The organism is Luteibacter sp. KNZ12-1A (genome assembly GCF_056755675.1).
This window is the reverse complement of sequence record NZ_JBPGXU010000059.1, coordinates 1-24,864: the sequence shown is the minus strand read 5'-3', so window position 1 is coordinate 24,864 and position 24,864 is coordinate 1. Positions and strand designations below refer to the sequence as shown.

At 64.2% G+C, this 24,864-nt stretch carries 15 protein-coding genes; 9 read left to right on the top strand and 6 right to left on the bottom strand.

What is annotated here, in order from left to right; genetic code table 11:
- The first annotated feature begins 137 nt into the window (after positions 1 to 137).
- Entirely contained in the window at positions 138 to 3,623 is a 3,486-nt protein-coding gene (locus tag ACR9ZJ_RS12715) for a hybrid sensor histidine kinase/response regulator (protein WP_481287952.1), read from the top strand.
- A 1-nt stretch (position 3,624) separates the two neighbouring features.
- Here ACR9ZJ_RS12715 and ACR9ZJ_RS12710 read toward each other — a convergent pair whose 3' ends face one another.
- Positions 3,625 to 4,293: a response regulator transcription factor gene (locus ACR9ZJ_RS12710; RefSeq protein ID WP_481282025.1), complete on the bottom strand. Its 669-nt coding sequence runs from the start codon at positions 4,291 to 4,293 to the stop codon at positions 3,625 to 3,627.
- A gap of 3 nt (positions 4,294 to 4,296) precedes the next feature.
- The gene (gene acs, locus ACR9ZJ_RS12705; RefSeq protein WP_481282024.1) at positions 4,297 to 6,237 is read right to left on the bottom strand and encodes an acetate--CoA ligase; all 1,941 of its coding nucleotides are present in this window, start codon (positions 6,235 to 6,237) and stop codon (positions 4,297 to 4,299) included.
- Between the two features lie 166 nt (positions 6,238 to 6,403).
- Between acs and ACR9ZJ_RS12700 the strand changes: the two genes are divergently transcribed.
- The 3 genes from ACR9ZJ_RS12700 to ACR9ZJ_RS12690 all read left to right on the top strand — a co-directional run bounded on the left by ACR9ZJ_RS12700 (position 6,404) and on the right by ACR9ZJ_RS12690 (position 10,490).
- Complete coding sequence (locus tag ACR9ZJ_RS12700) at positions 6,404 to 7,879, top strand: hypothetical protein (RefSeq protein ID WP_481287951.1); 1,476 nt, start codon at positions 6,404 to 6,406, stop codon at positions 7,877 to 7,879.
- A gap of 12 nt (positions 7,880 to 7,891) precedes the next feature.
- Complete coding sequence (locus ACR9ZJ_RS12695; protein WP_481287950.1) at positions 7,892 to 9,556, top strand: MFS transporter; 1,665 nt, start codon at positions 7,892 to 7,894, stop codon at positions 9,554 to 9,556.
- A gap of 232 nt (positions 9,557 to 9,788) precedes the next feature.
- Positions 9,789 to 10,490 carry an MgtC/SapB family protein gene (locus ACR9ZJ_RS12690; RefSeq protein ID WP_481287949.1) on the top strand — a complete coding sequence of 234 codons (702 nt, stop codon included), beginning with the start codon at positions 9,789 to 9,791 and terminating at the stop codon, positions 10,488 to 10,490.
- A 10-nt stretch (positions 10,491 to 10,500) separates the two neighbouring features.
- Here the strand turns inward: ACR9ZJ_RS12690 and ACR9ZJ_RS12685 are convergent, their stop codons facing one another.
- Entirely contained in the window at positions 10,501 to 11,277 is a 777-nt protein-coding gene (locus ACR9ZJ_RS12685; protein WP_481282020.1) for an alpha/beta fold hydrolase, read from the bottom strand.
- A 181-nt stretch (positions 11,278 to 11,458) separates the two neighbouring features.
- Between ACR9ZJ_RS12685 and ACR9ZJ_RS12680 the strand changes: the two genes are divergently transcribed.
- Both ACR9ZJ_RS12680 and ACR9ZJ_RS12675 read left to right on the top strand, forming a co-directional pair.
- Positions 11,459 to 12,523 (top strand): PA0069 family radical SAM protein, encoded by a 1,065-nt coding sequence (locus ACR9ZJ_RS12680; RefSeq protein WP_481287948.1) that lies wholly within the window; start codon positions 11,459 to 11,461, stop codon positions 12,521 to 12,523.
- Positions 12,524 to 12,759: 236 nt separating this feature from the next.
- Positions 12,760 to 14,643, top strand: coding sequence for a M61 family metallopeptidase (locus ACR9ZJ_RS12675; RefSeq protein ID WP_481287953.1), 1,884 nt, complete (start codon positions 12,760 to 12,762; stop codon positions 14,641 to 14,643).
- Positions 14,644 to 14,706: 63 nt separating this feature from the next.
- On the opposite strand, the gene ACR9ZJ_RS12670 is transcribed toward ACR9ZJ_RS12675, so the two are convergent.
- The 3 genes from ACR9ZJ_RS12670 to ACR9ZJ_RS12660 form a co-directional block, all read right to left on the bottom strand.
- On the bottom strand, positions 14,707 to 15,291 hold the full coding sequence (locus ACR9ZJ_RS12670; RefSeq protein ID WP_481287947.1) for a methyltransferase family protein: 585 nt from the start codon (positions 15,289 to 15,291) through the stop codon (positions 14,707 to 14,709).
- A gap of 88 nt (positions 15,292 to 15,379) precedes the next feature.
- Positions 15,380 to 16,156, bottom strand: coding sequence for a PA3715 family protein (locus tag ACR9ZJ_RS12665; RefSeq protein WP_481287946.1), 777 nt, complete (start codon positions 16,154 to 16,156; stop codon positions 15,380 to 15,382).
- 188 nt (positions 16,157 to 16,344) lie between these two features.
- The gene (locus ACR9ZJ_RS12660; protein ID WP_481287945.1) at positions 16,345 to 16,932 is read right to left on the bottom strand and encodes a nucleotidyltransferase family protein; all 588 of its coding nucleotides are present in this window, start codon (positions 16,930 to 16,932) and stop codon (positions 16,345 to 16,347) included.
- A gap of 175 nt (positions 16,933 to 17,107) precedes the next feature.
- On the opposite strand from ACR9ZJ_RS12660, the gene ACR9ZJ_RS12655 reads away from it, so the two are divergent.
- The 3 genes from ACR9ZJ_RS12655 to ACR9ZJ_RS12645 all read left to right on the top strand — a co-directional run bounded on the left by ACR9ZJ_RS12655 (position 17,108) and on the right by ACR9ZJ_RS12645 (position 24,724).
- On the top strand, positions 17,108 to 17,986 hold the full coding sequence (locus ACR9ZJ_RS12655) for a VOC family protein (protein WP_481287944.1): 879 nt from the start codon (positions 17,108 to 17,110) through the stop codon (positions 17,984 to 17,986).
- 670 nt (positions 17,987 to 18,656) lie between these two features.
- A complete protein-coding gene (locus ACR9ZJ_RS12650; RefSeq protein WP_481287943.1) occupies positions 18,657 to 23,858 on the top strand; it encodes a YadA-like family protein in 5,202 nt (1,733 codons plus the stop codon).
- An 11-nt stretch (positions 23,859 to 23,869) separates the two neighbouring features.
- The gene (locus ACR9ZJ_RS12645; RefSeq protein WP_481287942.1) at positions 23,870 to 24,724 is read left to right on the top strand and encodes an outer membrane protein assembly factor BamE; all 855 of its coding nucleotides are present in this window, start codon (positions 23,870 to 23,872) and stop codon (positions 24,722 to 24,724) included.
- The last annotated feature ends 140 nt before the right edge of the window (positions 24,725 to 24,864 follow it).

The following is a 24,864-nucleotide window of genomic DNA, read 5'->3' as shown; positions in this document are numbered from 1 at the left end:
AGATGTGTATAAGAGACAGCTATCTGGTGGGAGCCGACCCTGTCGGCGATGCTCCTCGCGGCAATTCAAGGCACGGATCGGCAACACGCACCGTCAGGCCCTAGAATGACCCCCGTGCCATACGGGGAGCGCCATTCGTGATCGCAGGCTGGCTGTTGCTGCTGGTGTCGCTGCTCTATGTGGGCCTTCTCTTCGCGATCGCCTATGTGGGAGACCGCCGCCCGCTATATCCACGACAGCCCAAGTTGCGTCCCGTCGTCTACAGTTTGGCGTTGGCGGTGTACTGCTCCTCGTGGACGTTCTATGGCGCGGTCGGTACCGCCGCACGCTCCGGCTTGTCCTACCTTCCGATCTACCTCGGGCCCCTGCTCCTCTTCGTCCTGGGCTTCGGCCTGCTCGAACGGCTGGTGCTCGTGGCCCGCGAGCGAAACATCACCTCGATTGCGGACTTCATCGCCGCGCGATTCGGCAAGTCGCACGGTCTCGCCGCGCTTGTCGCGATCATCGCCGTGGTCGCGATCATTCCGTACATCGCGTTGCAGTTCAAAGCCGTTGCGATGTCGTTCTCCGTGCTGGGCTCGGGCAGTACCGCCTGGTGGTTCGGAGATACCGCGCTGTGGTGTGCCGCCCTGCTCGCCGTGTTCGCCATCCTGTTCGGCACCCGCAACATCGACGCCACGGAACATCACCACGGCATGATGCTGGCCGTGGCGGTGGAATCGCTGGTGAAGCTGCTGGCTTTCGTCGCCATCGGCGTCTATGCCTACCTGCATGGACCAGGCCTCGTCGAGACCATGCGCGCGCCCATGCTCCAGGTGGAGAAAGGCAGCATGCCACCCGGCTTCGTCGCGCAGACCCTGCTCGCCTTCTGCGCGATGTTCTGCCTGCCGAGGCAATTCCAGATCGGCGTCGTCGAGTGCGAAGACCCGCGCGACCTGCGTCGTGCGCGCTGGTTCTTCCCGCTCTACATGATCCTGATCTCGGTGGCCGTGCTGCCGATCGTCAGCGCCGGTCTCCACCTGCCGCAGGTGACGCAGGGCCATGTGGACGCATGGGTGCTGAATCTGCCGATCGCGCTCGGCGACAACGGCATGGCCCTGCTCGCCTTCGTCGGAGGGTTCTCCGCCGCCACTGGCATGGTCATCGTGGCCGCCGTCGCGCTGGCGACCATGATCAGCAACGACCTGGTGATGCCTGCCTTGCTGCGCGTGAAGCGCCTCGACCTCGAGCGGCGCGGCGACCTGTCGAACATCGTATTGCTTGTGCGCCGTATCGCCATCGTGGCGCTCGCCGGCCTCGCCTACATGTACTACCGCGTGATCGCGGATGCCGAGAACCTCGCCGCGACGGGCCTGCTGTCGTTTGCGGCGGTGGCGCAGTTCGCACCGGCCATCGTATCGGCGCTGTACTGGCGTGGCGCGAGCCGTGTCGGCGTTTACATCGGCTTGTTGGCGGGTTTCATCGTCTGGGCGTATACCTTGCTGCTTCCCGCGATGACGCGTGCGGGGTGGTTGCACCCCGCATGGATGGACGACGGCCCCTTCGGCATCGGCTGGCTGAAACCGACCGAGCTGTTCCACCTGTCGGGATGGGAGTCCGTCACGCACGGCACGTTCTGGTCGCTGCTGTTCAATGTCGGCTGTCTCATCTTCATCTCGCTGCGTTTCCGCCCGAGCGTGGCCGAGCGCCTGCACGCGGCGCTCTTCGTCGACCCGTTCGTGCGCAGCGCGACCGGCGCCGGCGATTGGCGCGGTCGCGTGACCGTACGCGACCTGGGCACGATCGCTGGCCGCATCGTCGGCGATCGGGTAACCGTGCGCGCATTCAATGAATATGGACAACGTCACGGCGTGACGCTCTCCCCCACCGACTCCGCCGACCGTCCGCTCATCCAGTTCACCGAACGCCTCCTCGCCAGTGCCGTCGGCGCGGCCAGTGCGCGGCGTATCCTCATGGGTGCGCTGTCCGGCACGGGCCTGGATATCGCGGAAGCCATGGCCCTCATGGACGAGGCGTCACAGGAACTGCGCTTCAACCGCGAGTTGTTGTCGACGACGCTGGAGAATGTCTCTCAAGGCATCAGCGTGGTCGACGGCGAGATGCGATTGGTTGCGTGGAACCGTCGCTATCTGGAATTGTTCGATTACCCGGAAGGCATGGTCTACGTCGGCCTGCCCGTCGCCGACCTGATCCGCTGGAACGCCGAACATGGCGAGTGCGGTCCCGGTGAGGTGGACGAACACGTGGCCAAGCGCATCCGCTACATGCGCGCCGGCTCGCCACACGTGTTCCAGCGCGTACGGCCGGACGGTACCGTGATCGAAATGCGCGGACGTGCCTTGCCCGGTGGCGGCTTCGTGACGACCTTCACCGATGTCACGGCATACAAATCGGTCGAGCAGGCCTTGATCGATGCGAACGAAACGCTCGAGCAGCGCGTGGATGTGCGTACGGCGGAATTGTCCGAGGCCTTGACCGCGACGGCGATCGCGCGCCGCGAGGCGGAAGCGGCCAACGCGTCGAAAACGCGCTTCCTCGCCGCAGCCAGCCATGACCTTCTCCAACCCCTGAATGCCGCGCGTCTCTTTACTTCCGCGCTTCGGCAACACCCGGGCCTCGACAGCGAAGCGGCCCAACTCGCGGAACGTATCGATGCCTCGTTCCGCGCCGCGGAAGACTTGCTCGATGCCTTGCTCGATGTGTCGCGACTCGATGCCGGCAGCTACCGTCCCGAAATCGCGCCCTTCGCGCTAGCCGACCTGTTCGACTCGTTGCGGCAACAGTTCGCCGTGGTCGCCGAGCAGCGTGGGCTGACCTTGCACGTCGTGCCGACGTCGTTGTCGGTACGTAGCGATGCGCAGTTACTGCGACGTATCGTGGCGAACTTCCTTTCCAACGCGTTGCGATACACGCGTGCCGGCGGTGTCGTATTGGGCGTTCGTCGTAACGGCGAGCAGGCACGCATCGAAGTCTGGGACAGTGGCCCCGGCATCGCCGACGAACAGCAAGCGCGGATCTTCGGTGAATTCCAGCGGTTGGAACGCCCTTCGCCCTGGGGCGAAAAAGGCCTCGGCCTGGGACTTTCCATCTGCGATCGTCTCGCCGGCATTCTCGGCCATGCGCTCGGCCTGCGTTCGCGCGTGGGGCATGGCAGTTGCTTCAGTATCTCCGTGCCGCGTACCGAAGCGGTGTCGCGTAAGCGTGCTCCCGCCGTCGTGCGTCCGGGTGGCGGCGAACAGTTGCCACTCACCGTGCTCTGCCTGGACAACGACGAGACCATCCTCGAAGGGATGCGTGCGCTGCTCGGGCGTTGGGGTGTCGATTGTCGCCTCGCCGTCGATGTCGATACGGCGATGGACATTCTTTCCACGACGCACGTCGACCTCATCCTTGCCGATTATCATCTCGGCGATGAGATGGATGGGCTGGAGGCATTGCACCTGCTCGGCACGAAGATCGTGCCGATGCCACCGGCGGCGATGGTCACGGCGGATGGCAGCACGGAACTGAAGCAACGCGCACGCACGCTGGGCTATCCCCTGCTGCATAAACCGGTGCGCCCCGCCGCGCTTCGTGCCTTGCTGGTCGCGCTGGCAAAACGAACCGGCACGCACGCGGCGTGAATCAACCTTCCTGGGAAATGCCCGGGAAGGTTTCCTTCTCCACATCCAGGTGGCTTGCCGCCAGCGCGACCTGGGTACGATTCGAGACGCCCAATTTGCGCATGATCGCCGTCATGTGCGCCTTCACCGTCGCCTCGGACACGCCCAGGTCGTAGGCGATCTGCTTGTTGAGCAAACCTTCCGCGATCATCGTGAGCACGCGGAACTGCTGTGGCGTGAGCGAGGCCACGCGGGCGGCCACGTCGGCTTCATCCGCCTTCAGTTCCACGCTGCCACCGACCAACTGGTGCGGCAACCACACGTCGCCATCGAGGACGGCGCGCACCGCCTCGACGATCTGTTCCACCGCCGCCGATTTCGGGATGTACGCGGATGCGCCGTGCGCAAGCGCGCGCCGGGCGATCTGCCCTTCCTCGTGGCCGGACACGACGATCGTCGGCAAGCCCGGATACTGCCCGCGAATATGCGCGAGCGCCGAGTAACCCCGGGCTCCCGGCATGTGCAGATCCATCAACAGCAGGTCCGCATCGGGCAGGGATTCGATCAGGGCGAACAGCGCGGGCACACTGTCGGCGGTGTGCACGGTGGCGTCCGGCAGCGCCGCCAGCACCGCACGCTGCAAGGCGTCGCGAAACAGCGGATGGTCGTCTGCGATCAGGACATCGGACATGGGCTATTTGATCAACCGTTCTTCCACGAGGTTCTTCACCACGCCCGGATCCGCCAGCGTGGACACATCGCCCAGTTGATCGGGCTGGTTTTCCGCGATCTTGCGCAGGATGCGGCGCATGATCTTGCCCGATCGCGTCTTCGGCAGGCCCGGTGCCCATTGCAGGTGATCGGGCGCCGCGATGGGACCGATCTCCTTGCGCACGCCGGCGATCAATTCCTTGACCAGCTCGTCGCTGCCCGTTTCACCCGCATTGAGGGTGACGAAGGCATAGATGCCCTGTCCCTTGATGTCGTGCGGGCAACCGACCACCGCCGCCTCCGCCACTTTCGGATGCGCCACGAGCGCGCTCTCCACCTCGGCGGTACCGATGCGATGGCCGGACACATTGATCACGTCGTCCACACGGCCGGTGATCCAGTAGTAGCCATCCTCGTCGCGGCGTGCGCCGTCGCCGGTGAAGTAATTGCCCGGATAGGTCTTGAAGTAGGTGTCGATGAAGCGCTGGTGATCGCCGTAGACGGTGCGCATCTGTCCCGGCCACGAATCCGTGATCACCAGGTTGCCGCTGCAGGCGCCTTCCTGCTGCCGGCCCTCGGCATCGACGATGGCCGGCACGATGCCGAAGAACGGCAGCGTCGCCGAGCCCGGTTTCAGGTCGGTCGCGCCGGGGAACGGCGTGATGAGGAAGCCGCCGGTTTCCGTCTGCCACCACGTGTCCACGATCGGGCAGCGCTCTTCACCCACCACTCGGTAATACCAGTTCCACGCCTCGGGGTTGATCGGCTCGCCCACCGTGCCGAGCAGGCGCAGGCTCTTGCGCGAGGTTTTCTTCACGGGCCCGTCGCCCTCGCGCATCAACGCGCGGATGGCGGTGGGCGCGGTGTAGAAGAGCGTGACCTTGTGCTTGTCGACCACCTGCCAGAAACGGCTGAAGTCCGGATAGTTCGGCACGCCGTCGAACATCACCACGGTGGCGCCATTGGCAAGCGGGCCGTAGACGACGTAACTGTGACCGGTGATCCAGCCCACGTCGGCCGTGCACCAGTAGATGTCGTCCTCGCGCAGGTCGAAGGTCAACTCGTGCGTAAGGCTGGTATAGACGAGGTAACCGCCGCTGGTGTGCAGCACGCCCTTGGGCTGGCCAGTGGAACCGGAGGTGTAAAGGGTGAAGAGTGGGTCTTCCGCGTTCATCGGCTCATAGGCGCAATCGGCGGACTGCCCTTCCATCAGCGTGTGGTACCAGCGGTCGCGCGGCGATTGCAGGTTGATGGCCCCGCCGGTGCGGCGCACCACGATCACGGTTTCCACGCTGTTGGTGCGCGGCCGGGTCAGCGATTCGTCCACGTTGGCCTTGAGCGGGATCTTCTTGCCGCCACGGCAGCCCTCGTCGGCCGTGACGATCAGCTTGGCGCCGGAATCGGCGATGCGGCTGGCCAGGGAATCGGGCGAGAAGCCACCGAACACCACCGAATGCACCGCGCCGATGCGCGCGCAAGCGAGCATCGCCACGGCCGCCTCGGGGATCATCGGAAGGTAGATCACCACGCGGTCGCCCTTGGTCACGCCCAGGTTCTTCAGCGTGTTGGCGAACTTGCATACCTCGGCGTGCAACTCCCGATAGGTGATGCTGCGCGATTCGCCCGGATCGTCGCCTTCGAAAATGATGGCCGTCTTGTCGCCGCGCCGGTCGAGGTGGCGGTCGAGGCAGTTGGCCGAGACGTTGAGCTGGCCGTCCTCGTACCAGCGGATATGCAGGTCGGCCGGGTCGAACGACACGTCCTTGATCTTCGTCGGCGGCACGATCCAGTCCAGCCGTTCGCTCATCTCCTTCCAGAAGCCTTCGGGGTCCTGGATGGAACGCGCGTACATGCGCTCATAGTCGCCCTTGCGGACGCGCGCCTGGGCGGCGAAGGCGGGATCGACCGGATGGATGTCGGACATGCTTGCTCCTGGAGACGAGGGTACGTGGGGCTATGCCCGAAGTTTAGCCTCGCGGCGCAACATAAAGCTGCGACACCGCTACGACTTTGGTCGAGGTTCGACCTTTGGCGAATGGCACCCCACCCGGGTGTGTCACATGCTCGGCTCGCCAATGGTTGGGGAGACCATGATGAAGACGATCCGTTCCGGTGGCCGCAAGGCCATCGCCCTGAGTGTGGCCTGTGCCCTCATGCTGCCCATGGCGGCGGTACCGGACACGGCCCATGCCCAGTCCAAATCGAAGAAGACGTCGAGCCGCGAAGCGGAACTCGAGTCCAGGGTGAACCAGCTCGAGCAACAGCTCGCCGAGCTGAAGGCCATGATCCAGGAACAAAAGGCAGCCACCACGCAGGCCACGGCCACGGCGCAAGCCGCGCAGACGCAGGCCCAGCAGACCGACGACAAGGTCGCCAAGGTCGAGAAGACCGTGGCCGCGGTACCGGCCAAGCCCACGTTCACCTCGGCACCCGGCGTATCCGTGGCGCTGCATGGCTTCATCAACGCCAACGCGTTCACCCAGAGCAAGGGATACACCTTCGGCAACGGCGCCAACGCCGAATACCCGATTCCCGGCCAGGGTGGCCGCGTGAACGATTCGCTCAGCGGCGTGGACATCCGCAATACGCGCTTCTGGCTCGATTTCACCGGCGCCAAGTTCACCGAGAACTGGGGCGGCGGCGGCCGCATCGAGATGGACTTCTTCGGTGGCTTCAACGGCACCGGTCCCTACAGCCAGCAGCAGCCGACGCCACGCCTGCGCCAGGCATACATGGACATCACCAACGCGGACACGGGCACCACGTTCCGCGTGGGCCAGATGTGGGACCTCATGTTCCCGCTCGACTATATCCCGCAGTCGCTCTCGCATATTGCCTTCCCGCTGGGCTACGGCACCGGCGTCATCGGTTGGCGCTACCCGGGCGTGATCTGGATGCAGGATCTCAACCATGGCTCGACGGGCACCAAGTGGCGCTTCGACCTCGCCGTGCTCGAAGGCAGCTGGAACGGCCCCGGCCTGACCACGAACTACCTCACGGCGGGCAATGCCGGCTTCAAGCCGCAGGTCGAGGCGCGGATCACGGCGAAGGGCGGCAACTGGCAGGCCTTCGCCGCCGGCCACTACAGCAAGATGGACCTGCACGGCGTGGACGGCACGGTGATCACGCCGATCAAGAGCAACATCAAGAGCACGGCGTTCGAAGTGGGCGGCATGTGGATGCCGGGCAATTTCATCGTGAAGAGCGCTCTCTACACGGGTAACGCCATCGGCCAGATCTTCGGCGACCTCTCTCAGTTCGGCGACATCAAGGACAAGGGCGGCTATCTCCAGGTGGGCTACAAGTTCACCCCGAACTGGAGCGTCTACGGCTTCGCCTCGGCCAGCAAGCCCGACGAGGGTGACGTGCTGCGCTGGCGCGCGCCGAACACGGCCGGTTTGTTGAAGAACCGCCAGCAAGCGCTCAGCCTGCAATACACCGCCGGTTCGTACGACCTCAGCGTGGAATGGATCCATTCCAATCTCGATTCGACCACGACCAATGGCCTCGGCCGGCAAAAGACGTCGGCGAACGAGTTCACCCTCAACGGCAACTACCGGTTCTGATTGGAGACCGATATGGCGACTACCGCAGGCGGCCTTCGAGCCGACGGCACGATTGGAACCAGCCACAAGCGCGTGATCTTCGCGTCCAGCCTCGGCACGGTCTTCGAGTGGTATGACTTCTACCTCTATGGATCGCTCGCCGCGATCATCGGCAAGCAGTTCTTCACCGGCCTGAACGAGACCAGCCAGTTCATCTTCGCGCTGCTCGCCTTCGCCGCCGGTTTCGCGGTGCGCCCGTTCGGCGCGATCGTGTTCGGTCGCGTGGGCGACCTGATCGGACGCAAGTACACGTTCCTCATCACCATCGTCATCATGGGTACCTCGACCTTCCTGGTCGGCGTGCTACCCGGGTATTCGACGATGGGTGTCCTCGCGCCCGTCCTGCTCATCCTGCTGCGATTGCTGCAAGGCCTGGCGCTCGGCGGCGAATACGGTGGCGCGGCGACCTATGTCGCGGAGCATGCGCCACAGGGCAAGCGTGGCCTGTACACCAGCTTCATCCAGATCACCGCGACCTTCGGCTTGTTCCTGTCGCTGCTGGTGATCCTCGGTACGCGTCTCGGCCTGGGTACCGAGCAGTTCGAAGCCTGGGGCTGGCGCATCCCGTTCCTGATCTCGGCGGTGCTGGTCGGCGTGTCGGTGTACATCCGGTTGCAGTTGCAAGAGTCGCCGGTGTTCAAGCAGATGAAGGCGGAGGGCAAGCAGTCGAAGGCACCGCTCACGGAAGCCTTCGGCCAATGGAAGAACCTGAAGCTGGTGATCTTCGCGCTGCTCGGTGCCACGGCCGGCCAGGCGGTGGTCTGGTATACGGGCCAGTTCTATTCGCTGTACTTCCTGACCCAGAGCCTGAAGATCGACGGCACCACGGCGAACCTGTTGATCGCCGCCGCGCTACTCATCGGCACGCCATTCTTCGTGTTCTTTGGCTGGCTGTCCGACAAGATCGGCCGCAAGACCATCGTGCTGGCCGGTTGCCTCATCGCCGCGCTGACGATGTTCCCGATCTTCAAGGGCCTTACCCACTTCGGCAATCCCGCCGTGGAAGCCGCGGCCGCCTCGGCGCCTGTGGTGGTCACCGCCGATCCGAACGCATGCACGTTCCAGTTCGATCCCGTCGGCAAGAAGACCTTCACCAGCTCGTGCGACGTCGCCAAGAGCGTGCTGGCCAAGAAGGGTATTCCGTATACAAACGCCGAGGCGCCGGCAGGCACGCTGGCCACGGTGAAGATCGGCGAGGACGTGATCGAGTCATTCGAAGGCACGGGCCTCGACAAAGCGGCATTCACCGCGCAGAGCAAGGAATTCACCGCGAAGGTGGCGGCGCAGGTCAAGGCCGCCGGGTATCCGGAAAAGGCCGACCCGGCGCAATCCAACTACCCGATGCTGGTGTTGCTGCTGGCGATCCTCGTGCTCTACGTGACGATGGTCTACGGTCCGATCGCCGCGTGGCTGGTGGAGATGTTCCCGACGCGCATCCGCTACACCTCGATGAGCCTGCCGTACCACATCGGCAATGGCTGGTTCGGCGGCTTCGTACCGACCATCGGCTTCATGCTGGTGGCCTGGAAGGGCGACATCTACTACGGGCTCTGGTACCCGGTGGCCGTGGCGTTGATGACCTTCATCGTCGGGTTGTTCTTCGTCCGCGAGACGAAGGATATCCCGCTGGAGCATTGAGCCACGCGATATCGCGGGTGATGCAAGCCGGCGGCCGCGAGGCCGCCGGCTTTTTACCCGGTGGGAGCCGACCTTGTCGGCGATCCCGCGGCAGCGGGCCAGGGTGAGGCAAGCACCCGCAGCGGGCCAGATCGAGGCAAGCACCCATCGCCGACAGGGTCGGCTCCCACCATGGCATGTGAAGCTGCCGCAGGTCACGGCGTCTTTATCGGCCACGTCGTACGTTGGCGTCATGAGCCTCGATCCCTTCGACATCTTCTTTCGCCTGGCCACCGCCGCCGCCCTGAGCGGCATCATCGGCCTCAACCGCGGAAGGCTGGAATGGACGGCCGGGCTGCGCACGCACATGCTCGTCGGCGTGGGCGCCGCGCTGGCGATCGTGGTGTCCGCCTTCGGTTTCGCGGATGTCATCAACGCGCCGCACGTGGTGCTGGACCCTTCGCGTATCGCCGCCCAGGTCATCAGTGGCGTCGGCTTCCTCGGCGCCGGCACGATCCTGTTCGTGGAACGCGACCAGATCGTGCGCGGCCTCACGACGGCCGCGAGCTTGTGGGCCGTGGCATCGGTGGGGCTCGCCGCCGGTAGCGGCCTCTATGCGGCAGCCGTCATGGCCACCGCGATCATCTGGGTGATCCTCGCCTTGCTGAAACCGGTGGAGCGTCGCTTCACGGGGAGGAAGGGTCGAAGGCCGCGCCTCGTTGCGAGGCTCACCGGCACGAACGCATTGGCCGCGTGTGAAACGGCGCTCGCCGAACAGCACCTGCCGTTTACCAAGACCGTGCTACGTCGCGAAGAAGATGGCGACGACGTTGTCACCATCTTCTTCGCCAAACCCGTCCGCCACGACCAGCTTGCCGCGCTGGCCGATGCGTTGCGCCAGGTGGACGGGCTCAAGTCGGTGAGTTACGACTCACCGGATCTCGCGAAGCTCTAGCGTGCCTGGCTCAGTCGCCCTTCGCAGCCTTCTCGATCAGGCTGGCCACGTCCTTCGGGTGCGAGATCATCACGACGTGTGAAGCGCCCTTCACCACCACGGTCTTCTTCGACTTCGCACGCTCGGCCATGAAGGCCATCGACGCAGGCGGAATGTTCTTGTCGGCGTCGCCGTAGATGTGCCACGACGGGATGTGCTTCCACGCTGCCGCAGTCTCGGCTTCGTTCAATGCCGAGGCGGTGATCGGGCGCTGCTCGGCGGCCATCACGGTGGCCTGCTTGACCGGGACGTCACCGGCGAACTGCGCCGGGAACTTGTCCTGCTGCACGTAGAGGTCCTTGTCGCCATTGGACAGGTCGACCGGCGGCGCCAGGGCGGGACCGAGCGTGCTGCCGGGGAACTTGCCCGAGAGGCCAGCGGCGGTTTCACCCACTTCCGGCGAGAACGCGGAAACGTAGACCAGGGCCTTCACGTTGTCCTGCCCCTCGGCTGCCTCGGTGATCACCGAGCCACCGTAGGAATGGCCGACCAGCACGACCGGTGTCTTGATGCCCTTCACGACATCGGCGATATACGCGGCGTCGGACTTCACGCTACGCAGCGGATTCGCCGCGGCGACCACGGTGTAGCCATCCTTGTGCAGCTGTTCGACGACGCCGTTCCAGCTGGAGGCATCGGCGAAGGCGCCATGCACGAGGACGACGGTGGGCTTGTCGGCGGCGAAGGCCGCCGGGCTGGCGGCCAGGGTAGCCAGCATGGCGATACGGAGGAGCGAGCGGTGCAACATGGGTGGATCTCCTTTGGGGACGGACATCGCGGCACGTCGGCCGGCGATGGGCGTCGATTGGAGCACCCGCCCACGACGGTTTTCTTGTCGCATTCACGCTCGCCCTTGGCCCTGTCGTCGCCGTATCGCGTTATTTGAGACGGAGAGGTCGTACATTTGTACGATGTCAGACCCGATCCCCATGATTCGCCAGCACAAGGGCCGCGGCGCCGCCTCGAATCCGGAAGGCCGCTTCGAATCCACGCGCTTCCAGGCCGAGGACGACGGCTGGCACCGCGAAGACGACGAAAGCCGCCCCGCCACCGAAGTGCGCGAGGAACTGGCGCGCAGCGTCATCACGCGGAACGACTCCCCGGACGTCGGTTTCGACCAGGCGACCAATCCTTACCGTGGCTGTGAGCATGGCTGCATCTATTGCTATGCGCGCCCCTCGCACGCCTACCTCAACCTTTCGCCCGGTCTCGACTTCGAGACCAAGCTGTTCGCCAAGACCAACCTGGAGGAGATCCTCCGCGCGGAACTGTCCAAGCGGAGTTACGTATGCAAGCCGATCAACATCGGCAGCAACACCGATCCCTACCAGCCGATCGAGAAGAAGTGGCGCCTCACGCGCGCCGCGCTGGCGTTGCTCAACGAGTGCAATCACCCCTGCACCATCGTCACGAAGAACGCGCTGATCGAGCGCGACCTCGACCTCCTCGTGCCGATGGCGGAGCGCAAGCTGGTGCAGGTGTTCCTCTCGATCAATTCCCTGGACAACAAGCTGGCGTCGAAGCTGGAGCCGCGTGCGAGTGCGCCGCATCGGCGGATGAAGGCGGTGGAGACATTGGCGAACGCGGGTGTTCCCGTGGGCGTGCTTGTTGCGCCGATCATCCCGGCGCTCAACGAGCGTGATCTGGAGGCGATCATCGAACAGGCGGGTGTGGCCGGGGCGAACTCGATCGGGTATACGTGCGTGCGCTTGCCGCATGAACTCAAGCAGCTGTTCCGGGAGTGGTTGGAGTTGCATTACCCGGATCGTGCGGCGCACATCATCAGCCTGATCCAGCAGATGAATGGCGGGAAGGATTACGACGCGAACTTCGCGACGCGGATGCGCGGGCAGGGGGTGTTTGCGGACATTATTCGGAATCGGGTGCAGGTGGCGATGCGGAAGGCTGGGTTGGATCGGGCTTGGGATACGGTGTTGGATACGTCGGGGTTTGTGGCGCCGCGGATTGTGTCGCCACAGGGTGAGCTGTTCTGACAAGGTGGCGCCGTGGAAGCCTTTATACCGTCCACGATAGGGGTGTGCGTCACCCATGTTCAAGGACGATGTCTCTGTCATGAAATTCCACTCAGCCGGTTTATGATGAGCAGCCGACGCATCGTTCGCATGCGTCCCTCTCCATCCACCGCGAGTCCTTCATGTACCCACTCATTCTTGCTGGTTCCCCGGCTACCACCAGGCGCAAGTTCTTGCGCCCTGTCGTAGCCCTGACGATGGCGCTCGCAGCAGGCACAGCTGGTGCACAACAGACGGTTTCCGATCAAGTTCCACCACCGCAGGACTCGCCCTATGTCGGAACGGTGGCCATCCACGTCGACGCCAACGACACCATGCAGGGCATCTTCCGCGTCCATGAAACCATTCCGGTGAAAGCAGGCGCGTTGACCCTGCTATACCCGCAGTGGATTCCCGGCGATCACTCGCCGACCGGCCCGATCGCGATGCTCGCCGGCCTCAAGCTCAGCGCCAATGGCAAGCCACTCGCGTGGAAGCGCGACGAGTACAACGTCTACGCGTTCCACGTGGATGTGCCCGCGGGTGTCTCTACCGTCGAAGCGGAATTCCAGTATCTGTCGGAGCGCGAGGATAGCGCGGACTTCGAGATCACCGACCGCATGATGGCCATGGAATGGAGCAAGGTGGCGCTATACCCCGCAGGCTACTTTTCACGTGGCATCACCTTCGCGCCCAGCCTGACGTTGCCGCACGGCTGGCAGCTCGGTACCGCACTGGAAACGGCTTCGAAGTCGGGTGACACCACGACCTTCAAACCGGTGACATTGGAGAACCTGATCGACTCGCCAGTCTATGCGGGCCAGTACTTCAAGCGTGTCGCGCTCAACCCGGGCGACAAGGCTCCGGTGTACCTGGACGTCGTCGCCGACGAGCCGAAATACCTCGAGATGACGCCTGAGCAGGTCGCGGTGCATCGCGCGCTGGTAACACAGGCGGTGAAGCTCTTCGGATCGCATCATTACGATCACTACGACTTCCTGTTCTCGCTATCGGATCAATTGGCTGGCAACGGTACGGAACACCACCAGTCCAGCGAAGACGGCCTGGGTGCCGACTACTTCACGGCCTGGAAGGAGGCAGCGTCAGAACGCGACCTGTTGGCCCATGAATACACGCATTCGTGGAACGGCAAGTTCCGTCGCCCAGCTGACTTGTGGACACCCAACTTCAACGTACCGATGGGCGATTCGCTCCTGTGGGTCTACGAAGGGCAGACGCAGTATTGGGGCTTCGTACTGACCGCGCGCGCCGGCATGTGGACACCACAACAGTTTCGCGACGGGTTGGCCATGGTCGCGGCCAACTACGAGCGCAACCGCGAAGGTTTCCAGTGGCGCACCCTCGAAGACACCACGAACGACCCGACTGTCGCCAGGCGCTCGGCCTTGCCGTACCGCAGCTGGCAGATGAGTGAGGATTACTACAGCGGGGGCCAGCTGATGTGGCTGGCCGTCGACGCCAAGCTTCGCAACCTGACGCACGACAAGCAGTCGCTCGACGATTTCGCGCGCGCGTTCTTCGGCGTCGACAACGGTAGCTATGTGCCAAGGATCTACACGTTCGACGACGTGGTGGCAGCCTTGAACGGTGTCGCCAAGTACGATTGGGCAAGCTTCCTGAGCGCGCACGTCAATACGCTGAACCCGCCACTTCAGGATGGCCTCGCGGCCACGGGCTGGAAGCTGATTTACGACGAGAAAGAAAGCGAGTACGAGAAGCAGGCGGACGGACGGCCCCAATCCCCCCGCCATCTACTCAACTTCACGTGGTCGATCGGCCTGACGATGACCGACAGCGGCAAGGTCAACGACGTGCGCTGGGACGGTCCTGCGTTCAAGGCTGGCGTCAGCACCGGCGCCACCGTGGTCGCCGTCGACGGCAACACCTATTCCAAGGACGCCCTGGCCAGCGCGATTACCGCCGCCAAGGACAGCAAGACACCCATCGCGCTGACGGTGAAGTATCAGGGCCGCTACCGTACGATCCCGGTGGACTATCACGGCGGTCTGCAATACCCGCATCTGGTACGTATCGAGGGTACTCCCGATTACCTGAGCGAGATCATCGCCGCGCGCAAGTAATATTGAGTGATGCCTTCAAGACGAATCTTGAGTGTCGTCAAACGGAGTGCGAATGGATGGGCTTCAGAGAATCCCGGGAATCAACGCCTTCGTACGTCTCTTGTATGCGGCGTACGTCTCACCGAATGTTTCCCCAAGCATCCGCTCCTCCATCCGTAGCTTCCGCCAGAACGACGCGAAAAGTATCAAGATGGCGACTATCCCACGGACGTCGCCCTCCTTCGCCGCGGTTCCGATGAACGCGATCAGGATACCGGTGTAGATGGGATGGCGAATGTATCGATATGGACCAGCCTCCACAAGTTCGTGGTCGCGCTTTATCTGGACGACGCTGCTCCAGTTGCGCCCCAAGAGTACGCGCGACCAAATGGCCAGCCCCACCCCCACGACGACGATGACCAGCGAAACAGCGAACACGGGCACCGTATGCGGCATGATGCCCTCGCGCAACCAGGTGTGACCGAACCAGTCGCCCGGCCCGAGTAAGCCGAACGCCACCACCAGTGGTATCCAATAGAGCAGCATTCGGGTATGCCACGGCTCGCCGCGCGTGGCATTCTTGTTACCCCTCGAACTCCATATCCACCAGGCCAACAAGACCCACCAAGCGGCGCTGATACCTTGTTTCAGCCAATCTTCCGTCGACACGGTTCGTTCTCCTTGTTCTCAGGTCATCCTAGGGGTAGACGGGCGACGCCCGCCCCTGCCGAAAGGCCTCGTCATGATTGGTTAGGCGCTATTTATACGTCGCGCCATCGAAATGAAGTGTCGTTATCGTTTTCGTCGGTTTGAGTGCCGGGCACTTGGAAGGATCTTCGTCGAAGTCGTATTCCCCCGTCACTGTAGTGACGAGTTGTAGATCGGCCAGACCGTGGCTACTGGTTTTGGCGATATTGATGACGGTTTTCTTTTGCGTAGCGGTCGAAGTGCAAGCGGCTGGGATTTCCGCACCCATCTCATAGCCTGCCTGTCTGGAACGGATTTCGATGGTGGCGACGTTGTCGAGCCGATGACCGTGTTGCACGTATAGCTTGAGATTCGTGGAACTGTTATTCGCACAAGTGCAGTGAGTTTCATTATTCACACTCACTCCAAAAGCACGCAGACCGGGAGCCAGCATGTATCGTGCCGTATCGATGCCGATGCTTTCGAGGCGAGCGCCGCCGTCTTCGACAGCCGCGTCTTCGTGCGCATGTGCCATGACCTTGTGTTGATCCGGGTCAAGGACGATGACATCGAGATCGCGCATGAATTTGGAGTCGTCGTTGGATTTCTGGCCGCTCTTCTCCTCTCCCGCGAGATAGGTCAGGGCAACGATGACGCGGTTATCGCGGCCTGGGTCGTAGCGGCACGCATTGACCATGGTGTCGCCCCATAAGGCGTCACCGCCAGCGAACCCGATGGCTTTGGCGGCATCCGTGAACATCCCGGTCTCGCAGGCGTAAGGGTCGTCCGCATCGTCGGCTCGGGCCGCGGTGGCATGGCCAAGTAACGCCAGGGCGACGAGCAGCATCGCCAATATCCATTGGTAGCCGGGAGCTCGGGTGCGTATATTCAAAGCAGTTCCCCCTGTGGTCTTTACCAGCCATAACCATCGGCATTGTCCAGCGATGTCATTAGACCGTGCTGGAGCGGTAGCGGGCAGGCCCAAGTCATGGCGATCTCCTGACATGCGTATCACGCCGCAGTCCGCATGCCCCGCTAGCCGTCGATAAGCCCCGCACGAACCGCATCGGCCACGTCTTCAGGAGTGTCCAGGCCGCGAGCCAAGGCGTCGCGACGAATGGCCGCCGGATGCCCGCCAGCCCATAGGCGGCGGAAGGCGGCATCGCCACGGAGCGCACCTGCCTGGGCCAGCGTCTGTGGACGAAGCAACGCCGGTGGACCCAGGGCATCTCCATAAGCCGATACCACGTCACAGCTGCCGTCATAGGCGACCAGCAATTTGTCGAGGTGCTCCTGGGTGAGGCAAGGCTGGTCAGCCACGGCGACCAGCAAGGGGTATGACCGGCCGGCCAGTGCCGCCGCCGCGCGACGCAGGGACGAGGCCACGCCTTCTTCCCATGTAGGGTCGAACAGGATGGCGGTACCGGTCACCAAGGGAGCCAGCCGTTCGGCATGCGCGCCCAACACCACCATCAGATGGGTCGGGCCGGTGGCCTTGACCATGCGGACGGTACGCTGGAGCAAGGTTTCACCGGCGACCGTCAGCAGTTGCTTCGGCGTGTCCAGCCGATGATTGCCCTCGGCAGCCAGGATGACCGCGTCGTGTGCCTCGCATCCACGCATGTGTAGTCCGAAAAAGGCGATGAGCCAGGCTCTAACGTACATGCCTGCTCTCTACAAGAACAAGCTTGCACAAAACCACCCGGCGACATCCCAAACGTTCTATCTTCCCATGCGGCCGCCACATACCCTCCGCCTTCCCACGGCGAAACGTCTACCGGAGGCGCGGTAATACATCATGACTCGAACGCAGATTCTCCTTGCCACCCTGTCGCTGGCGATCGTGCCGGCCGCCTTCGCTTCGACGCGGGACTTCTCGGTCGGTCCCCAATACGACACGACCCATGTGTACGTCGCCGCCGCGGATCTGGACGCCTTCGTCCGTAGCTTCGCCGCCACCTTCGCCGGCCAGCCGACGACCCCGGTGGTCGTCACGGTGACCCCGACTCCATCGAAGACGACCTCGCAGGTGGTTCGCACGCCCTCCGGCGCGATCTCCGTATTCGGTTTCCAGACGCCGGTACCGTATCCCTTCGGGCAGGAGCGCACGGGCTATCTCGTCACCGACGTGGACGAAGCGGTCAAGGCTGCCAACGCCGCTGGCGCCGCGACCCTGGTGGCGCCTTTCGACGATCCCATCGGCCGCGATGCGGTGGTCACCTTTCCCGGCGGTGTGAACATGCAGTTCTACTGGCACACGAAGAAAGCGGAGTCCGCGCCGCTGGACCATGTGCCGGAGAATCGCATCTATCTCCCGGTCCAGTCGGCGGACGCGTTCGTGAAGGCATTCGTGGCGTTCGCGCATGGCAGGGTGCTCTCGGACGAGCGCCACGCATCCGCGGTGGAAATCGGTCGCGGCGCTGGCACGTACCGGCGTATCCGTCTCGTCTCGGGTTTCGGCAGGGCGACGGTGCTGGTGACCGACGGCCACCTCGACTGGCCTTATGGCACCGAACTTGCCGGTTATGAAGTCGGCGACCTCGATGCCACGCTTCGCCGCGCACGTGACAGCGGAGCGACGGTAGTCGTGGAAGCGCACCCCGAAGGCGACCGCCGCGCGGCCATGGTCAGGTTTCCCGGCGGTTATGTCGCGGAGATCCATGGCGTGGTGAACTGAAAGGGTTGGTGATATCTACCGGCCCGCGCGTGCGAATGCCAGCCGATACTTCAATCGCAGCTAAGAAGCTCATCTTCTTGCCCCACTACCGCTTTTGCCGGAACAGTGCATCCTTGCGCGTCGAAGCAACCGACGTGCCATCTTTGTCCTGAAAATCGACATCAAAAAAGTGTGATGATTTTGTGAGATAGACGTCACGATTTAGATCGTGCATATCTTTCCTGTAGGAGTAATTGCGTTATAAAAAAACCACGGGTCATGTTCCGGCATCGATGCCGGCTGAACCATGGAAGAAAGCTGCAGGGGGAGTGGCACACGCGATGGATAATTCGTACCCATCCAGGTGGATTAGCGAGCGGAATTTCCGGACAGGCCATTGCCTGGGCCGAAACCATTCCAGCGTTCCCCGACCCGGAAGCTCCCGGTTTCCCCTAATGGCGGCCCAGCACCCCCCGCCCACTGCACGCTCGCGATTACGACCAAGCTCGATCTGAGCCTTCTCGTCGCCCGACGGGACGTATGACGTCCGTGCGCGTTCGCGCGCGGCCGTAAATAAAAACCTCCAGCCCTCCACCCGGACGCGTTCCTGCGTTCGCGGCCCTTTGCGCGCCTGCGTTTCAGTTCCCAACCACGTTCCCCCGGTGCATCAGCCCCTGCAGAAGGAAATCGTATGAACAAGATACATAGCAAAGTCTGGAACCGCGCGCTGAACCAGCTCGTGGTCGCTTCGGAGATAGCGACGTGCCACCGCGGTGGCAGCTCGGGACAAGGCCGGCACCGATCCCCATCACGCGGCCTCGCCCCCATGGCCTTGACCCTGTTGCTGGCGACAGGGTGGATCGGATGGAGCGGATCGGCGGCGGCACAGGCGGTCGACTGCACGGCGGCGCCTTACAACGCCTATAACAGCACCGCATCGTGCATGGGCTATGGGGCTGCGAGCAGCGGCATCGGGGCAACGGCTATCGGGTCGCTGGCAAGAGCCAACGTATTGGGCGCCCTGGCGCTCGGCTATAGCTCGACTGTCAATGCCCAGAACGGAATTGCCGTTGGCTTCGGAGCCTATTCCAATGCGATCAATTCCGTTTACATCGGTGCGCGTACCGCTAACGGCACGGGCGCGCTCGCCGGTGGCGCGATCGGCATCGGCACGGACGTCACGGCGTCCGGACCGAATGCGGTCGCCATCGGAACCCAGGCCATCGCAAACGATTCATCTAACGTCGCGCTTGGCTTGTCGGCTCATGCGACCGGTCTTGAAAGCACTGCGCTCGGTTATGCGACCAACGCGACCGGCGTCAACTCGACAGCCATCGGCAACCAGATCACCGTGGCCGGCGCGGGCAGCATTGCCATCGGCGCCAATACCGGTGTCATGGTCGACGCCGCTTCGACCAATAGCTTCGCGGGCGGTTGGGGTGCGAAGGTCACCGGTGCGCCCAACGCCGTGGCCTTGGGTACGTTCGCCGCCGCAAACAACGGACAGGCCACCGCCCTTGGCGGTTTCACGGTAGCCACGGGGGAAGGAGCGACAGCGGTAGGCCTTTCGTCGCAAAGCGTATTCGCCCACGCGACCGCCATTGGCTGGCAGGCCTACTCGACCGCCCTCAATGCGGTCTACCTCGGATCCCGCACCGTCGGGACGGGTGCATCGGCCGAATCGGCCATCGCCATCGGCACGGACGTGAGTTCGTCGGGCCTCTACTCGATCGGCATGGGCTTGCAGGCGAACGCGAGCCAGGCCGACGCCATCGCCATCGGCAGGCAGGCGAAGGCGACGGGAATCAATTCCATCTACGTGGGCGCACTTCAAAGCGGCGTGGCGGGCGGCGGTGCCACGGCGAACAACGCCATCGCGCTGGGTATCGATATCGTCGCCAGTGGCGTGGGTGCGGTCGGCATAGGTAACTTCACGCTGGCGTCGGGCACGAACAGCACCGCCGTGGGCGGCAGTTCCGCGACGGCGACGAATGCGCTGGCGCTGGGCCGCGCGAACACCGCATCGGGGATCAACAGCGTGGCGGCCGGTACGTCGTCACAGGCGCAGGCGGCCTCCACGGTCGCGATCGGCGACACGAATACGGTTGCCGCCGGTGCCGGTGCGGGTTCGTTCGCCGCGGGTCACAACTCGCAGGTGCTCGGTGGCCTGGGTGCGGTCGCGCTGGGCGAAGCGCAGACCGCCAACGGCAACGGCGCGGTCGCCATCGGCGATCCGAACTCCGCCATCGGCAACGGCGCCGTGACCGTTGGCTCGAACAACACGGCGAATGGCGATGGCGCGGTGGCGGCCGGTAACGGCAATAACGCCCAGGGTGTCGGCTCCGTCGCCCTGGGCAACGCCAGCAGCGCACTCGGCGCCGGCTCGGTAGCCTTCGGCAACGCGGCCACGGCGAACAACGCGAACGATGTCGCGCTGGGCTCCGGTTCGACCACCACCGCGGCGGTCGGCACGACGAGTGCCTCCATCAACGGTACGACCTATGCCTTCGCGGGTACGAACCCCGGAAGCACGGTGAGCGTCGGTGCCGGGGGTGCGGAACGCACCATCACCAACCTGGCGGCGGGGCGCATCGATGGCGGCAGCACCGATGCCATCAATGGCTCGCAGTTGTTCGCGACCAATCAGGCCGTCGGAACGTTGGGCACGAGTGTCACCAACCTCGGCAATACGGTGACCAACCTGGGCAACACCATCGCCACCACGATCGGTGGCGGCACCACCTACGATCCCAGCACAGGCAACATCACCACCAGCGTCACCTATGGCGGCAACACCTATAGCTCGCTGCAGCAGATCTTCAACCAGATCGGTGGCGACGTGACCGCGGGTGCCGTGCACTACTACAGCGTCAACGATAACGGCACTCCTGGCGGGAACTACGCCAACGACGGCGCCAGCGGCCTCAACGCGCTGGCGGCGGGTGTCGGCGCCACGGCCACCGCCGACAACGGCACCGCGCTCGGTCAGGGCACCGGTGTGTCGGTACTCGGTGGCGTGGCGCTGGGTTCCGGCGCGGTATCCGATCGCGCGATCGCTCCCACCTCCGGCTCGATCCTCGTCGGCACCAACGTCATTCCGTACAACACCACCGACCGCAATCTGCTCGGCTCGGTATCCGTGGGCAATGCCACCGACTTCCGCCAGATCACCAACGTGGCGGATGGTACGGAGGACCAGGATGCCGTGACGCTGCGTCAGTTGAAGGGCGCAATGAGTTCCTTCTCGGTCACGCCGATCAAGTACTTCCACGCCAATTCCACGGCCGCCGACTCGTTGGCGGCAGGTGCCGAGTCGGTGGCGATCGGTCCGCAGACCACGGTGAACGGCGACAACGGCATCGGCATGGGCAACGGCGCCATCGTGCAGCAGACGGCGCCGGGCGGCACGGCGATCGGCCAGAACGCCACGGTGAACCTCGCCGATGGCGTGGCGCTGGGTACCAACGCGGTGTCCAACGGCATCCAGGCGTTGGCACTCGGCCCGGGTTCGCAGGCGGCGTTCGCCGGCAGCGTGGCACTGGGTGCGGGTTCGTCGACGGACGCGGCGGTGGGTACGGCCAGCACGGTGATCAACGGCACCACCTACGCGTTCGCGGGCACGACGCCGGGTTCGACGGTCAGCGTGGGCGCGGTCGGCGCGGAGAGGACCATCACCAACGTGGCGGCCGGCCGTGTCGACGGTGGCAGCACCGATGCCATCAATGGCTCGCAGCTGTTCGCGGCGAACCAGGCGATCGGCACGGTGGGTACCAGCGTCACCAATCTCGGCAACACGGTAACCAACCTGGGCGACACCATCGCCACGACGATCGGCGGTGGCACCACCTACGATCCGGCCACCGGCACGATCAACACCAGCATCACCTACGGTGGCAACACGTACAGCTCGTTGCAGCAGATCTTCAACCAGATCGATACCGGTGGCATCAAGTATTTCCACGCCAACTCCAACCTGGCCGATTCCCTGCCGAACGGATTGAACAGCGTGGCGATCGGTCCGGTATCGACGGCCAACACGGAAAACGCCGTGTCGATCGGTAACGGCGCCACTGCCGGTGCCAACGTGGGCGATGTGGCTTTGGGTGCGGGAAGCACCACGGGCACGGTGGTGCAAACCGCCAGCGGAACCATCGCCGGCAACACCTATGCCTACGCGGGGACCACGCCTGGCAGCACCGTGAGTGTCGGTGCGGTGGGTGCCGAGCGCACCATCACGAACGTCGCGGCGGGACAGGTGAACGGCAACAGCACGGATGCGATCAACGGCTCGCAGCTGTTCGCCACCAACCAGGCACTGGAAACCTTGAACGACACGGTGGCCGCCAACGCCATCCACTACTACAGCGTCAATGACAACGGAACGCAGGGCGGTAACTACGCCAACGACGGTGCGACCGGCATCAATGCACTGGCGGCGGGCGTCGGTGCGACGGCCACCGCGGATAACGCGACAGCCCTGGGCCAGGGCACCGGCGTATCCGTCTTGGGCGGCGTGGCCTTGGGTTCGGGTGCCGTGTCCGATCGTGCGATCGCTCCTGCCTCCGGCTCGATCCTCGTCGGCACCAACGTGGTTCCGTACAACACCACCGACCGCACCCTGCTCGGTGCGGTATCCGTGGGCAACGCCACGGATTTCCGTCAGATCACCAATCTGGCGGACGGCACGGAGGACCAGGACGCGGTGTCGTTGCGTCAGCTGAAGGGCGCGATGAGTTCCTTCTCGGTCACGCCGATCAAGTACTTCCACGCCAACTCCACCGCTTCCGATTCGTTGGCGGCGGGTGCCGAGTCGGTGGCGATCGGTCCACAGACCACGGTGAACGGCGACAACGGCATCGGCATGGGCAACGGCGCCATCGTGCAGCAGACGGCGCCGGGTGGCACGGCGATCGGCCAGAACGCCACGGTGAACCTCGCCGATGGCGTGGCGCTGGGTACCAACGCGGTGTCCAACGGTATCCAGGCACTGGCCCTGGGCGCGGGTTCGCAGGCGGCGTTCGCCGGCAGCGTGGCACTCGGTGCGGGTTCGTCGACGGATGCGGCGGTGGGTACGGCGAGCACCACGCTCAATGGCACCACCTATGCTTTCGCGGGCACGACACCGGGTTCGACGGTGAGCGTGGGCGCGTTGGGCGCCGAGCGCACGATCACCAACCTGGCGGCCGGCCGGATCAGTGGCAGCAGCACCGACGCGATCAATGGATCGCAGTTGTACGCCACCAACCAGACGCTGGAGTTGCTCGGCTCGCAGATCATCAACCTGTCCAATGTCGTCAACAACTTCCCGACCGGAGGTGGCGGCAGCACGACCAACAATACCTACCAGAACAGCGGGGACAACAACACGCCCTCGACCGCCACGGGCGACAACAGCACGGCGATCGGTGCGGGTTCGTCGGCCACGGGTGACAACAGTGTCGCGATCGGCGCGGGCTCGGTGGCCAACCAGTCCAACACCGTCTCCGTCGGTTCGGTGGGCAACGAACGCACCATCACCAACGTGGCGGCGGGGGTGAACCGCACCGACGCGGTAAACGTGGGCCAGCTGGACCAGGCCATCGAGAGCGCGAAGAACTGGACCAAGGACTATGTCGACCAGCGCTTCCAGAGCGTCGACCGTGATCTCAATCGCATCGGCAACCGCGCCAACGCGGGCATCGCCTCGGCGATGGCCATGTCGAGCCTGCCGCAGGCCTACCAGCCGAATCAGAACGCGGCGGCGGTGGCGGTGGGCAGCTTCCATGGCGAGACCGGCATCGCCGTCGGCATGTCGACCATTACCGAGAGCGGACGCTACGTGCTGAAGCTCAACGCCACGACCAACTCGCGCGGCGATGCGGGCGCGGGCGTCGGCGCGGCCGTGGTGTGGTGAGGAGCGAACCCATGAATGCTATCCAAGGAATCAAGAACATGCGCGCATCGTTGAAAGGCATCTCCGTGGTCTCGCTCGCACTGGCACTGGCGGCCTGTGGAAACATCAGTCACGACGTGGCGAAGGACGGCCGCTCGGCAGGCGAAGTGGTGTGGCCGGCGGTAGGCGAGGTCACGCCCATGCACAAGGACGGCACGTTTCCCAACCTGTCGAACTTGCGACAGATGAGGTCCGGGCTCAATAAGCAGCAGGTCTCCGACTTGATCGGGTATCCCCACTTCAGCGAAGGCATCTGGGGGGTGAGGGAGTGGAACTACGTGTTCAACTTCCGCAAACCCGGCAGCGACGAAGTGACCGTGTGCCAGTACAAGGTGTTGTTCGACGACGACAAGCTGGCTCGCAGCTTCTACTGGAAACCCGAGGCGTGTGCCGACTTCGTCAAGGAAGCGGCGCCGGCTCCCGCCCCGGTAGCCCCCGCGCCGGTCGCGGCGCGCAAGCCGCGCGTGCTGTCCGCCGATGCACTCTTCGCGTTCGACAGCGCCGAGTTGTCGCCAGCCGGCAAGGGCAGCCTGGACGAGATGGCCACGACGCTGCGCGATCAGGGAGACAAGCTGCGATCCGTACGCATCGTCGGCTATACCGATCGTCTCGGTAGCGACGCCTACAACCGGGCCTTGTCCCAGCGCCGCGCCGAGGCGGTGAAGGGCTATCTCGTGGCGCAAGGCATCCCCGCCGATCGTGTGACCGCGGAGGGCCTGGGCGAAGCCGATCCGGTGAAGGGTTGCGAGGACGCGCCGCGTGGACAGTTGATCGGATGCCTGGCGCCCAATCGCCGCGTGGAGGTGTGGGTGACCGGGGTCGAATAAGCGTAGATGGCCTGTCGACCGGGCCCCCCGGGGCGGGGGGGCCCCCCCCCCGCGGGGGGGGCGGTGTTGCAGCGCTGGTTTGATTTGTACTTGATTTGGGGAGGCGGGGGGGGGGGGGTGGGGGATGGGTGGGGAGGTGG